The organism is Streptomyces sp. NBC_01506 (genome assembly GCF_045040295.1).
Classification (GTDB): domain Bacteria; phylum Actinomycetota; class Actinomycetes; order Streptomycetales; family Streptomycetaceae; genus Streptomyces.
The window spans coordinates 883,020-895,366 of the sequence record NZ_CP109422.1; the positions used below are offsets into that span (position 1 = coordinate 883,020).

12 protein-coding genes and 4 pseudogenes are annotated in these 12,347 nt (G+C 67.5%); 14 read left to right on the forward strand and 2 right to left on the reverse strand.

Annotated elements, in window-relative coordinates:
• Nucleotides 1-25 precede the first annotated feature (25 nt).
• From OG329_RS03410 to OG329_RS03470, 13 genes and pseudogenes are all read left to right on the forward strand, one after another.
• Entirely contained in the window at nucleotides 26-973 is a 948-nt protein-coding gene (locus tag OG329_RS03410) for a chlorinating enzyme (RefSeq protein WP_405792672.1), read from the forward strand.
• A gap of 12 nt (nucleotides 974-985) precedes the next feature.
• Complete coding sequence (locus tag OG329_RS03415) at nucleotides 986-1,261, forward strand: phosphopantetheine-binding protein (RefSeq protein WP_405792674.1); 276 nt, start codon at nucleotides 986-988, stop codon at nucleotides 1,259-1,261.
• A gap of 52 nt (nucleotides 1,262-1,313) precedes the next feature.
• Nucleotides 1,314-2,027: a thioesterase II family protein gene (locus OG329_RS03420; RefSeq protein ID WP_405792675.1), complete on the forward strand. Its 714-nt coding sequence runs from the start codon at nucleotides 1,314-1,316 to the stop codon at nucleotides 2,025-2,027.
• Nucleotides 2,020-3,600: an amino acid adenylation domain-containing protein gene (locus OG329_RS03425; protein ID WP_405792676.1), complete on the forward strand. Its 1,581-nt coding sequence runs from the start codon at nucleotides 2,020-2,022 to the stop codon at nucleotides 3,598-3,600. Before OG329_RS03420 ends, OG329_RS03425 begins: the two co-directional genes overlap by 8 nt.
• A gap of 102 nt (nucleotides 3,601-3,702) precedes the next feature.
• On the forward strand, nucleotides 3,703-4,698 hold the full coding sequence (locus OG329_RS03430; protein WP_405792678.1) for a ketoacyl-ACP synthase III family protein: 996 nt from the start codon (nucleotides 3,703-3,705) through the stop codon (nucleotides 4,696-4,698).
• A 25-nt stretch (nucleotides 4,699-4,723) separates the two neighbouring features.
• Nucleotides 4,724-6,022: an aspartate aminotransferase family protein gene (locus OG329_RS03435; protein ID WP_405792680.1), complete on the forward strand. Its 1,299-nt coding sequence runs from the start codon at nucleotides 4,724-4,726 to the stop codon at nucleotides 6,020-6,022.
• Between the two features lie 63 nt (nucleotides 6,023-6,085).
• On the forward strand, nucleotides 6,086-6,880 hold the full coding sequence (locus OG329_RS03440; protein WP_405792682.1) for a class I SAM-dependent methyltransferase: 795 nt from the start codon (nucleotides 6,086-6,088) through the stop codon (nucleotides 6,878-6,880).
• A gap of 324 nt (nucleotides 6,881-7,204) precedes the next feature.
• Complete coding sequence (locus OG329_RS03445) at nucleotides 7,205-7,408, forward strand: hypothetical protein (RefSeq protein WP_405792683.1); 204 nt, start codon at nucleotides 7,205-7,207, stop codon at nucleotides 7,406-7,408.
• Between the two features lie 209 nt (nucleotides 7,409-7,617).
• Nucleotides 7,618-7,949, forward strand: a pseudogene (locus OG329_RS03450) (aldo/keto reductase); the annotation flags it as partial.
• A gap of 470 nt (nucleotides 7,950-8,419) precedes the next feature.
• A pseudogene (locus OG329_RS03455) lies at nucleotides 8,420-9,001 on the forward strand (transposase family protein); the annotation flags it as partial.
• 408 nt (nucleotides 9,002-9,409) lie between these two features.
• Nucleotides 9,410-9,901: an isochorismatase family protein gene (locus tag OG329_RS03460; RefSeq protein WP_405792685.1), complete on the forward strand. Its 492-nt coding sequence runs from the start codon at nucleotides 9,410-9,412 to the stop codon at nucleotides 9,899-9,901.
• The gene (locus tag OG329_RS03465; RefSeq protein WP_405792686.1) at nucleotides 9,892-10,047 is read left to right on the forward strand and encodes a hypothetical protein; all 156 of its coding nucleotides are present in this window, start codon (nucleotides 9,892-9,894) and stop codon (nucleotides 10,045-10,047) included. Before OG329_RS03460 ends, OG329_RS03465 begins: the two co-directional genes overlap by 10 nt.
• Before the next feature lie 164 nt (nucleotides 10,048-10,211).
• Nucleotides 10,212-10,451, forward strand: a pseudogene (locus OG329_RS03470) (universal stress protein); the annotation flags it as partial.
• Between the two features lie 57 nt (nucleotides 10,452-10,508).
• Here OG329_RS03470 and OG329_RS03475 read toward each other — a convergent pair.
• Nucleotides 10,509-10,982: pseudogene (locus OG329_RS03475) on the reverse strand (NADPH-dependent FMN reductase); the annotation flags it as partial.
• Between OG329_RS03475 and OG329_RS03480 the strand changes: the two are divergent.
• A complete protein-coding gene (locus OG329_RS03480; RefSeq protein ID WP_405801627.1) occupies nucleotides 10,981-11,253 on the forward strand; it encodes a MarR family winged helix-turn-helix transcriptional regulator in 273 nt (90 codons plus the stop codon). The pseudogene OG329_RS03475 and the gene OG329_RS03480 sit on opposite strands and share 2 nt — an antisense overlap.
• A 23-nt stretch (nucleotides 11,254-11,276) precedes the next feature.
• Here OG329_RS03480 and OG329_RS03485 read toward each other — a convergent pair whose 3' ends face one another.
• Entirely contained in the window at nucleotides 11,277-11,813 is a 537-nt protein-coding gene (locus OG329_RS03485; RefSeq protein ID WP_405792687.1) for a TetR/AcrR family transcriptional regulator, read from the reverse strand.
• Between the last annotated feature and the right edge of the window lie 534 nt (nucleotides 11,814-12,347).

Genomic DNA, 12,347 nt, shown 5'->3' on the forward strand with positions numbered 1-12,347 from the left:
ACGCAATTGGGATCGAGGAGAAGAAATGGCTGGCATAAAAAAGTTCACACTGAGCGCCGATGAGCTCGCGCAATTCGCTCGCGACGGTTACATCGGCCCCTTCGACCTGTACTCCGAAGAGGAGATGGAAGGGAACCTCAAGGCGATCAGGCCGAAGCTGCTCCGCACCAAGAACTCCGTCTACAGCGAGGGACAGACGGAATCCGGCAACACGAACCTGGCGGCCAGCTACGACCGCCACCTCGACGTCGACTTCCTCGGTGAGCACGTCACCAGGCCGGAGATCGTGGACCGGGTGTCGAGCATCCTCGGACCCGACACGCTCTGCTGGCGTACCGAACTCTTCCCCAAGTACCCGGGTGACGAGGGCACGGACTGGCACCAGGCGGACAACTTCTCCAGCGTCGACGGTGCGAAGCACCCGCACATCGTGTGGCCGGAGGACGCCGAGTTCGGAGGCACCATCACGGCGTGGACCGCCTTCACCGAGGCGTCCGTCCAGAATGGCTGCCTCCAGTTCATCCCGGGCACGCACACGTCCATGAACTACGACGAGTCGAAGATCATGGAATACAACCCGGACGCCATCAACCAGGTGGAGAAGGACGGCATCAAGCGCGGTCTCTTCGGTTACGACTACCGGCAACTGCAGAAGGACCCCGACTGGTCCCCCGACGAGTCCAAGGCCGTTTCCCAGGTCATGCGCCGGGGGCAGTTCATCCTCTTCTGGTCAACGCTCATGCACGCGTCCCACCCGCACAGCGGCGAAACCGACCAGATGCGGCTCGGCTTCGCCTCGCGCTACCTGCCGACGCAGGTCAAGGTCTACCCGTTCTCCGACGAGCTCCACGAGTTCGGAGCGCGCGCGAGCCTGGAGAAGTTCGGCAACGTGCTGACCTCCGGTGAGGACCGGTACGGCCACAACCGCTTCGCCGAAACCACCGTCAACGGATTCCGCTTCCCCGTCAACTAGGAGAGACCACTCATGAGCGAGACGGCAAACCCCAAGTCCCTGGAATCACTTCAGGCGTGGGTCATCGACGAGTGCAAGCAGCTCGGCCTCCGGATATCGGGTAGCGAGGATGACTTCTTCGAGGCCGGAGGCACATCGCTCACCGCGGTGAAGCTGATCGAGCGGGCGGAGAAGCAGTTCGGCGACGACTCGCTCCCCGCGGACGAGCTGTTCACCAAGAGCCGGGTCGCGGAGATCGCCACCGCCATCCAGCAGAACATCAAGCACGCCGACGCGGCGTCGGACTAGCCGGGTGGGCGTGGCGGCGAGGGACAGCAAGTGGGTGCTGCCCATCAAAACGGTGGCAGAACCCGCCAGCACCTTGATCTGCTTCCCTTACGCCGGAGGCAGCCCCGAGACCTTCCGTGCCTGGGCCGACGGGATCGCGGACGACATCGAGGTGATGTGCGTCGTCCTGCCCGGTCGGGGCCGGCGTCTCAAGGAACCACGCTACGACCGATGGCAGCCCCTGGTGGAGGACGTCTTCGAGGCACTCTCGCCGTACCTGCACCGCCGCCACGCCTTCTACGGCCACAGTTTCGGCGGTCGGCTGGCCTACGAGCTGGCACACCTGGCCTCGGCCGCGTACCCGGGAGAGATGCGCAGGCTGTTCGTTTCCGGCTGTCGGAGCCCCGACGTGCCCCAGAGGCGCCCCTACATGCACCGGATGACGGAGAACGACTTCTGCGGTGCGGTGGCGAGCATGGGCGGTACGCCGGCGGAACTCTTCGACCAGGAGAGGCTGTTGCGCCTGCTCCTGCCGACGGTGCGGAGCGAGATCCGGCTCGCCGAGATATGGGATCCCGGCCACCCCTCCGGCGTGGATGTCCCCATCACCGCCCTGTACAGCCGGGACGACGCGATCGACGGCTGGACGAGCATGCGCGGCTGGCGGAAGTTCACCCAGCAGCAGTGCGAGCTGGTCGAGATTCCCGGCGGACATTTCTTCGTGGACAGCCACCCGGAACACGTGACACGAATCGTCAACACACGTCTGAGGAATGTGGATGAATAAGATCGCCCTTTCGGACGAGGCTCTCTCTATTCATCGGAAGATCAACGGGACCGATGCCGCTTTCCCGGCCGAGAGCCTAAAGGAACTCTTCGAAGCCGCCGTCGATCGTCGCCCGGAGGCCGTCGCGGTCGTCCACCAGGGTCGCACGATAACGTACCGCGAGCTCAACGGCCTGGCGAACGCCCTGAGCCTGCGGCTCGGTTCGGCCGGAGTGATCGCCGGCAACGTCGTGGGGCTCTCCGTCAGTCGCTCACCGGGCCTGCTCGTCGCCATGCTGGCGATCATCAAGACTGGGGCGACATACCTGCCGTTCGACCGCACATGGCCGGACGAACGCCTGGGCGGAACCTTCGGCATGGCGGACTGCACCGTGCTGCTGACGGACGCGCCCGACACGTTGACGGAGCGATTCCGGCATCTGCGGGTGGTGCCCGTCGACCTGCCGGCGCTGAACGCCGACGAGAAGAACCCTCCCCTGCGGGTCGACCCGGACTCCCTCGCCTACATCGTCTTCACGTCCGGATCGACGGGATCCCCTAAGGGCGTGCCAATCCGGCACCGGGGCATCGTCCGTCTGGTGTCCGACCCCACGTTCGTCTCCCTCGGCCCCGACGCCGTCATCCCTCAACTGGCGTCGGTGTTCTTCGACGCCGCCGCCTTCGAGATCTGGGGCGCGTTGCTGAACGGCGGGACATGCGTGCTCTACCCGTCGGATCACATCCGGCTGTCCGAGCTGAAGCGGCTCGTGGAGCAGAACGGCGCCACGGCGCTGTTCGTGACGACGGCTCTCTTCAACGTGATCGTGGACGAATCCCCCGGCTCGCTCGACAGCGTGCAGACCATTCTGACCGGCGGCGAAGCGCATTCCCTCGGGCATATCGAAAGAGCGCGGAAGCATTACGGGGACGGCAAGGTCGTCAGCGTGTACGGGCCGACCGAGTGTTCGGTGTTCGCCACGTATTACCCCGTGCGGGGCAGCGTCCAGGGCGATACCGCCCTGCCGATCGGACTGCCCATCCAGAACACGTCCCTGTACATCGTCTCGAATGGTGCGCTGTGCGCGGCCGGCGAGCTCGGCGAGGTCTGCCTGGGCGGTCCGGGGCTGTCGCCCGGGTATCTGGGAAGGGACGAACTGACGCGGGAGAAGTACGTCGAGTACGACATCGACGGCGAGAAGACCGTTCTCTATCACACCGGTGACCGTGGATTCGCCCTGAGGGACGGCAACATCGTCTTCCAGGGACGCCTGGACGATCAGGTGAAGGTCAACGGCTTTCGGATCGAACTCGGAGAGATCACGCACTTCATGAACGAGGTGCCGTACGTCAAGCAGAGCTACGTCACCACGGCCGAGAAGGAATCGGGCGAGAAGGTCGTGGTGGCGTTCGTGGTGCCGGCCGACGCGGACTGCACGCCCCGAGCGTGCCGCGACCACCTGGCCACCAAGGTCCCCCGTTACATGCTGCCCGGGGAGATCCACGTGCTCGACGGCTTTCCCCTGACGGGCTCGGGAAAGGTGAACCGGAAAAAACTCCTGGCCCTGCGGGATCAGGAACAGGCTCCCCGGCCGTAGCACCGTTCCGGTGGGCGGGCACGACGAACTCCCCCGTGTCAGAACACGGAAACCCTCAATGACGACGAGAGAAAGGTACTGAATCCAGTGATAGCGCCCGGGTTGAGCATCAAGGCAGCGACCGTCTGGCTTCCTCAGGACAAGAAGGGGCCCGAGGGCGAGCTCAGTCCAGCGGACTTCGAGCGCCTCGGCGTCACGGAACTGTACGTCGCTCCGGATGACCTCGCCACGCCCGACATGGCCGTGCTGGCGGCGCGAACCACGCTGGGGAAGAGCGGGGTCGATCCGAACTCCGTGGGCGCTCTGCTGCACACCTTCAGCTACCACCAGGGCTTCGACATGTGGTCGCCGGCCCACTACGTCGCGCATCAGGCGGGAGTCATCGAAGGGCATCCCGTCAATGTGCAGCAGCTCTGCAACGGAGGCGCCGTAGGGGTGCAGTTCGCGGCCAAGTGGCTCCTCGCCACTCCGGACACGAGCACGGTTCTCGTGACGAGTTCGGACCGGTTCCGCGGGCCGGGTTTCGACCGGTGGCTCACCGATGACGACGCGGCCTACTCGGATTCGGGGGCCGCGGCCCTGCTCGGCCGGACCGGTGAGGGCGACGACTTTCTCCATCTCCGTGCGCTGGACATGGTGACCGACACCCAGTGGGAGTACCAGCTACGCGGCTCGGCGGAGTTCACCTCCGTACCGCTGGGGCACGGCGCCCCGATCGACCTTCGCCGCGCCAACAAGGAGTTCAGGGAGGGCGGCGCGGCGGCAACGATGGTCAAGCTCGCCGTTCCGAAGATCCATGACCTCATCGAACGGGCGCTGAGCACGGCGGGCATCAAGGCCGCGGACCTCAGCAGCATCGCACTGTCGCGCCTGAGCAAGAACATGCGCGAGGGCATGTTCAAGCCTGCCGTCACTGAACTGGTGGGAGGAAGCCCTCGCTTTCTTGAGCATGACACCGGCTGCCTCGGCGCCGGGGATCTCCTCGCGAACCTGGTGGCGATCGAGGAGAGCCTCGCCCCGGGCGAGTACGGGATGCTCATCCAGGGAGCCGGCGGATACACGCAGACGTGTGCCGTGGTCCAGGCGCCGGTGAAGTAGCGCGGACACGGGGAGGGGCGGAGCTATGACACCGAGTACCTGGGACCGGGGCGCCTACGCGCTCTGGCACGGGACCGTGCCCACGTCGACGATCCTCGACCGGAACGGTCCGCAGGACCTCTGGGTCAAGGGCGAGGGATCCTGGCTGATCGACGCCTCGGGAAACCGGGCTCTCGACGCCCGCGCGGGAGTGGGCAACATGACGCTCGGCTACGGTCGGAACGACGTCGTGGAAGCGATGAGCCGTCAGGCACGCGAGTTGCCGTACGTGTGCACGGTGCGCTGGGAGCTGCCCGCTCCCGTGGTTGTCGAACTGGCGCAGGCGCTCACCGGGATCGCCCCGTCCGGCCTCGACCGGGTGCGGTTCTGCCACACGGGCGGTGCGGCGGTCGAAAGCGCGATCCTGATGGCCCGCTCCTACCACCGGAACAACGGCCGGTCCGACAAGCGTCTCATCGTCGGTCTCCGGGACAGCTATCACGGCAGTCCGATGGCGGCCATGGCGGCGAGCGGTCAGCGGATGATGCACTGGGTCTTCGGCCCGATGCCGGAGGGCTTCGAGCACATTCCGGAGCCGACCGACGCATCCGGTGTCGAATTCGCCGCCCAGTTGGACGCGTTGGGCCCGGAGCGCATCGCGGCGATGATCGTCGAACCGGTGAAAGGACGGAACGGGCAGCCACTGCCCACCCCGTACCTCCAAGCCGCACGGAAGTACTGCACGGAGAACGACATCCTCCTGATCTTCGACGAGGCGTTCACCGGGTTCGGGCGCATGGGAGAGATGTTCGCGGCCGAGATCTCCGGAGTCGCGCCGGACCTCATGTGCCTCGCGAAGGGCATCACGGCCGGCTACTCGGCTCTGGGCGCCGTCCTGGCGACCGACCGGATCTACCAGGTGTTCGACACCACCGGCACGGTGTTCGCCCACGCGTCGACGACGGACGGCCACCCGGTGGCCTGCGCCGCGGCACTCGCCACGATCCGTGCGTTCGCGACCGAGGATCTGGTGGCCCACGGCCGGACGCTGGGCCGGCTCCTGAACGATCGGCTGAACGACCTGCTCAAGGGAGTGCCCACGGTCAGGTCCGTCCGGGCCCTCGGAGCGTACGTCGGCGTCGACCTCGTGGACCACGACGGGCATCCGCTCTCGATGCCGGACCGGGCGTCCCTGGAGACCGCGTGCCGGCGGCAGGGCGTGCTGATCCACTACACGCCCGACACCGTCGTGCTCATGCCTCCTCTGACGATGTCCGAAGAGGAGGCGGAGCTCGCCGCGGAGAGGTTCGCGACCGTGGTGTCCGCCTTCCGTCCCGTCCCGTGACCGCTGGTCACGCAGCAATGCCCATACTGTCCCGTTCCCCTCGCAATCGGAGGTTTCCCAGTCATGACGTCAGGTAGCGAAGGCACCTATACCCCCGGCGATCTGCAGGACAGCGGGAACTACGGAAAGCAGTTCTCCGACATATACGACTCGATCTTCCCGCATCTGGAGCCGGCGGAAATCGAATGGCTCGCACTGCAGGTCGGCGGCCGGACCTCTCCTTCCGTGCTGGAGTTCGGGGCAGGCACGGGACGGGTCCTCGTCCCGCTCGCGGAACGGCTTCGCGAGGAGGGTGTGGACGCCTCACTGGTCGGGGTCGACGCCTCGCAGGAGATGCTGTCGATCCTCGCCGAGCGCGCGGTACCGACGATCGTGCCGCGCCTCGGAAACATGCGGCACTACCGGGACGGTCGGCAGTACGACCTGGTCCTCTGTGTGTGCGGCACTCTGGCGTTGCTCCAGGAGCCGGCCGCCCAGATGGATGCGATGCGGACGTTCTCCGAGCATCTCGCCCCGGGCGGGTTGCTGATCACCGAGACGCACAACATACCCTGGGTGAAGAAGCTGGAGGGCAACGGGGGAAGTATGTTCATGCCCTACCCCGGTGTCAGGCGCGGCATGGTCATCTTCTCCGAGCTGGAGGGGGAGTACTGGAACTGCAAGCAGATCTGGATCGATGACGAGGACATCCGCGTCCTCCCCGAGCGTGCGCTGCTGATCGGCGAGAAGCGGCTTCTCGAGATGGCCGAGGCGTCGGGGCTGCGTCGGGTCGCCAGCCTGAGTGCGTTGAGCGGCGTCCCGTACGGGGAGGAAAGCACGACCGTGGTATCGGTCTTCGAGAAGGCGGCCTCGTCCTGACCTCAGGGTCGAAGCACCGACGGAACCGGCGGCCGGACGCGGTCGCCGCGCTCGCCGCGGGCCCTCACGTGGTAGAGCGGCCCGCCTGCGAGCGCGAGGGGATCCCGCGGATCGAGGCCATGTACGAGGAACGCCCGCGGAAGGCGTTCGCCCCGCCGACGGGGAGGCCCTCGCCGTCTGGCGCCCCGGCAGCGTGATGGACAGGGGCGGGCGGGGAATCCCGGCGACACCGAGGACGCCCAGCTCGCCATTCATCGGCTGGCCTCGCGCGCGGGGGCGGCCCTGTTCCGCATCGCCCTGGCGGAGCCGGGCACCGAGATCGAGGTGAACGTCGACGGCCGCACGCTGCGCTACCAGGCCAAGCACGGCAAGGATGCCGGTGCCGGGCGCCGGCAGACGGCCACCGCCTTCGCTCTGATCAGGGGCGCACGCGAGGACCTCGCCCCGCTGGTCCTCACCGGACCCACCTCGCCCGCCCGGACGGCTCCGCCTTCACCGCGTACCGCGAGGCCCTTCACGCCTACCTGAAGGGTGCCGAGCCCGAAGTGGCCGCGCAGAGGGCGCTGCAAGGGGCCGAGAAAACCCTGGATACGCGGGCGTACCCAATGCGGTCGCAAGCCCGCGAGGATTCGGGGTCGAGGGCGGGTTCGGGGCCGGGCTGCCAGGTACGTGCGGCGGGGATGCGGCGCGGGCCCGGACTTCAGCGGGGGGATCTTCGCGTAGCGGCCGGTGTGGTAGTGGTCCAGGACCGGCGTCTCGAGAATCGCGTCAGCCACGCGTCCGGGACGATCGAGATCGCCGGAAAGACCGTCCACAGGCTCGGCTTCGGGGCGATGCGACTGGTCGGTCCGGGCGTCTGGGGTGAGCCGGCCGACCGTGGTGCGTCCGGCTCATGCGGCGCGCGGTCGAACTGGGCGTCGACTTCATCGACACCGCCGGCGTCTACGGACCTCACGTCAGCGAGGAGATCATCCGCGAGGCACTGCACCCCTGTCCGGAGCATCTGCTGATTACGACCAAGGGCGGTCAGACGCAGTCCGGTCCGGGCTCGTACGCCACCCTCGGGCGCTGTCAACGGCCATTGAAATGCCCAGGTGGGTGGCCGTTGGGTGTCCAGGCTGGTGGCCATCAGAAACCCAGGCGTGTGGCCAGTGGCGTTCCTGGGGGTGGAGGTCAGTTCAAGGGGACCACTCTCTTCCCGGCGAGGGCTTCGGCGGTACCGCTCCTCGATGAACACACCGGAGGGGAATCCGAGTCGGCCCTGAGCTGCGTGCTCGACCGAATCCAGCTCGCGCCCGGCTCGCAGGTAGCCGAGCACGACGCGGGCACGTAAGGGGATCGGCGTCGCTTCGACCACTGTCCCGCGTTTGTGACCGCCGCCGAGCACTTCCGCGCGCGCTCCCTCACCCAACACCCACTGAGGTTTCCTCAACCTGCGTGCGGAGCGGTGCCACAGCGGTGCGGGCGGGTCCGGGCGTAGAGAAGCTCCTGGTAGACGGGTGCGTGTCGAGTCCAAGCCGTCCTGCCAGGAGCTTCCGCATGCTTGTCTGCCCAGCCGGGGCCGATCTGTCCACCTCCGCTCTGCGCTTCCTCGCCCGTGAGTTGACCGCACGTCGTCTTGCGCAAGGGACGCGATGGCGCCGGCCGTCCGCCGGACGGCAGGCGCTGCTCGTGCTGGCTCATCTACGATGCGGCCATACCTACGCCCAGCTCGCCGCCGGGTTTGGCGTGGGCACCACCACCGCCTACCGGTACATCGCCGAGGCCGTCGACATCCTGGCCGCTCTGGCTCCAACCCTCGCCGAGGCGGTGAGGACAGCCTCCGACAAGGCGTTCGTGATCGTGGACGGCACGCTGCTGCCAATCGACCGGATCGCCGCCGACCAACCCTTCCACTCCGGGAAACATAAGAAGCACGGCATGAACGTGCAGGTGATCGCCGACCCGGCGGGACGGTTACTGTGGGCGTCGCCCGCGCTGCCGGGATCCGTGCACGACATCAAGGCCACGCGAACCCACGGCATCATCGGTGCCCTGGCGGGGGCTGGGGTGGAGCGCTGGGCCGACAAGTGCTACCGGGGCGCCGGCGGCACCGTGCGAGTTCCCTACTGGGGGCCTTGGCACCATGAACTTCCTGCCAAGGCGCCGCACTCGCGGAATCAACAGAGCGTCTGACCAGCAACTCGACGTGGCTGACGATTCTGACCTCCGATATCGAGGACATCGCCATGCTCACCGCAGGCCATCCCTGGATGTCGGCTGAAAAGGTCTGACGTATCGTCCAGCTTTCCCGCAGGGAGGGGTGCAGCGGCTCTTATTTCGGATCTCCTCCGCTCTATGAGTACCGGCTTTGTGCCATGAGCGCTCTCAGGCGCCCCCCCAACGTGCCCAGCTGCCATCGACGCCCCCGTCGAATGACCGTCCCGAACGTGCACGTCGATCCGCAGTCGTCCGACGGTCGTGGCCCTCACGCTGCGACACCGAGACTCGGTTCGAGACGGAACAGCAAGCCACGCGAAAGGCACAGTGATGAGTGAGAAGAAGCGGCCGGTCTTCGACGCGTCGGAGACGGCTCTGGCTCTGATCGACTACCAGGACGGTGTGCTCGACCTGATCTTCGAGCAGGATCGCCGGGCTATCGAGCTCAATACGCCCTACCTGGCGAAGTTCGCCCAGGCCATCGGCCTCCCGGTGGTACTCAGCACGGTCGATGTCGAGATGGGCGTCAACGGGCCGACCATCAAGACGATCCGGGCCGAGCTGCCCGACGTCGAGGAGATCGACCGGTCCCAGATGAATGCCTGGGAGGACGCGAACTTCGTGAACGCGGTCAAGGCGACCGGCCGCAAGAAGATCGTGATGGCGGGCATCGTCACGTCGGTGTGCCTGACCTTCCCGGCGATCGACGCGATCGCCGAGGGTACGAGGTCGCGTTCGTCGCGGACGCGGTGGGCGATGCGACCAAGGAGATCCACGACACCTCGGTGCTCCGGCTCGTCCAGGCAGGCGCCGTGCCAGTGACCACGATCGCGCTGATGGCCGAGTGGTTCCGGGACTGGAAGTCACCGCTCGCCGATGCCGCCCCCGAACTGTGGGTGCCCTACAAGGAGGAGTGGGCGGCGCTGAAGCGGGACCCGCAGTTCGTGGAGCCCAAGGGCCTGGTGTGACGTCAGGCGGATGCCCTCCCCGCGCTTGCCGCGCGCCGGAGTCAGGCGCGCGGCAAGCGCGGGGCACCTCGACAGGCCGAGAGACAGAGGAAGTTCACATGTTCCAGAGCATCGCCGTCGATCCGAGCCCTGCCTGGCACTGCGCGGTGCGCACCGCCGGTGAGGTGGCCCGGTTGACCGGTGCCAAGGTCCACGTTCTCCACGTCGCCGCGTCAGCGGTCGCCTGGGACACCGTCGTACGCATAGAGGAAGACGCGGAGGCCGACGAGATTCTCGAGGAAGCTCTCGCCGCTCTCCGTGAGATGGGTGTCGGAGCCTCCGGCGAGGCCGTCTCCGCCATGGCGAGGCAAGTTCCCGATGTCATCTCCCGTGCCGCCGAAGCGGCCGGAGCCGACCCCGTCGTGCTCAGCCCGCATCGTCGCGGCACGGTCGCCGCATTCTTCAACCCCCGCGTCAGCGATCGGTTTGAAGTCGCTGAAGTTCTCGAAGTCGTTGAAGAGGGAGAGGGCGACCTGCGAGCGCACGTCGGCCAGTTGGAGTTCACCGGCAATGAGGCGCAGGTGTTCCACGGCCCGGGTGCCGCCGGTCGCTCCGTAACTGACGAAGCCGACGGCCTTGTTGGTCCACTCGGCATAGAGGAAGTCGAGGGCGTTCTTCAGTGCGCCGGGCACCGAGCGGTGGTACTCGGGCGTGACGATCACGAAGCCGTCGAACGAGGCGATCTTCTGGGCCCATTCCTGGGTGTGCGGCTGGTCGTACCGGCCCATGGACGGCGGATAGACCTCGTCGAGCAGCGGGAGCTTGTAGTCCGCCAGGTCGATGAGTTCGAACTCGGCATCGGTGCGCTGAGTCGCCTGCTCGTACACCCAGCGGGCCACGGCCTCACCGTTTCGTCCCGGGCATGTGCTCCCGAGGATGATGCCGATCTTGGTCATGGTGATCCTCTGCCTCTCGCTCAGCGGGATGACCCGCGTCGTCACCCGCCTCGAGAAGCAGGGCTGGGTCGAGCGCACCAAGTGCGACCAGGACAAGCGCGGTTGGAACGCCGTCCTGACCGACGCCGGTCTCGCCCGCCTCGAACGTGCCTGGCCAGCCTTTCTGTCCAGCGTGCGACGGCACCTCGTCGACCACTTCACCGGCCATGACCTCGGCCGGCTGACCGATGCGCTGCGCCATGTCGCAACGTCCGGGGACACATCCGGCTGATGCGTGGTGCATCGGCGGACGGCTCAGTCCCCGGGAGCCTCGAGCAGCGCCCTCTTCGTGGCCTCGGCCAGCCACTCCTCAGCCACGTCGAAGCCCCACTGCCGGGGGCCGACCAGGCTGAACCAGGCGTTTTGCCCGAGATGGAACCAGAGCAGGTCGACGGCGCGACACAGGTCCATGTCGGCGCGAAGCGCCCCCAGTTGATCGAGACGCTCGACGATGCCCGTCAGCGCCTTCACGTACTCCGTGGTGGCGGCCTCGAGGACGGCCGCGGCGGTCGGCTCAGCAGGGTACTGAGGAATCACCACGGCCGGCGTGCTCCAGTGCGCGTCATGGGCCTGCCGCGTGCACCGTGCGGTGATGTCGATGACCTGGCGCGGGTCGTCGGTCGCGGCGATCGCCCGCATCGTGATCTCCACGTTCGGGTCGTTCACCGCGGGGAGGCGCAGCTCCCGCAGGATGTCTACCTTCTGGCCGGTACTGCTGTACACCGTTCGGACCGCGACTCGGGCGGCGTCGGCGATCTGCGCGACGGTGACGCAGGAGTGGCTGCTGCCCACCGTTCACCTCACGCTACGCCTGCCTTGTACGCCTATTGACCCTGTCCGGCCCCTGGCGGTACCGCGGGCTACGGGGAGCGGAGTCGGGGACGCGCGCGGCTGCGTCGGTGGCTGGCAGGGTGGCCCGCCGGCGGCGAGCCGCATGAGATCAGTGGTGAAGTCGACGTCCGCGACGCCGCGTTCGGCGCGGGTGGCGTTTCCGCCGAACTGGTACTGACAGCCGGCCCCGGCGGGAAACCGACCGGTGAGCCCGCCGGCGACCTCACCGAGGTCGCGATCCGGGTGCGCGACGGGCTGATCGTGGCCCGCGCCGAAGGACGCAGGGCCGGCCACGCCGTGGCCACCCACACCGGCCGCGTGAACCGTCGGCAGCGTGACGGCGTAAGCCAGGAGGGGCCCACGGCCGAGGCGTGACAGGGCGTGACAGGGCGGGGCGGGGCAGTTGGAGTACGTCCCGCTCCAACCGCCCGGTGAGGTACGGCTCGACCTCACGTCGCCGGGGCCGGCGGACGGCGGCCGGCCCCGGCGACGTAC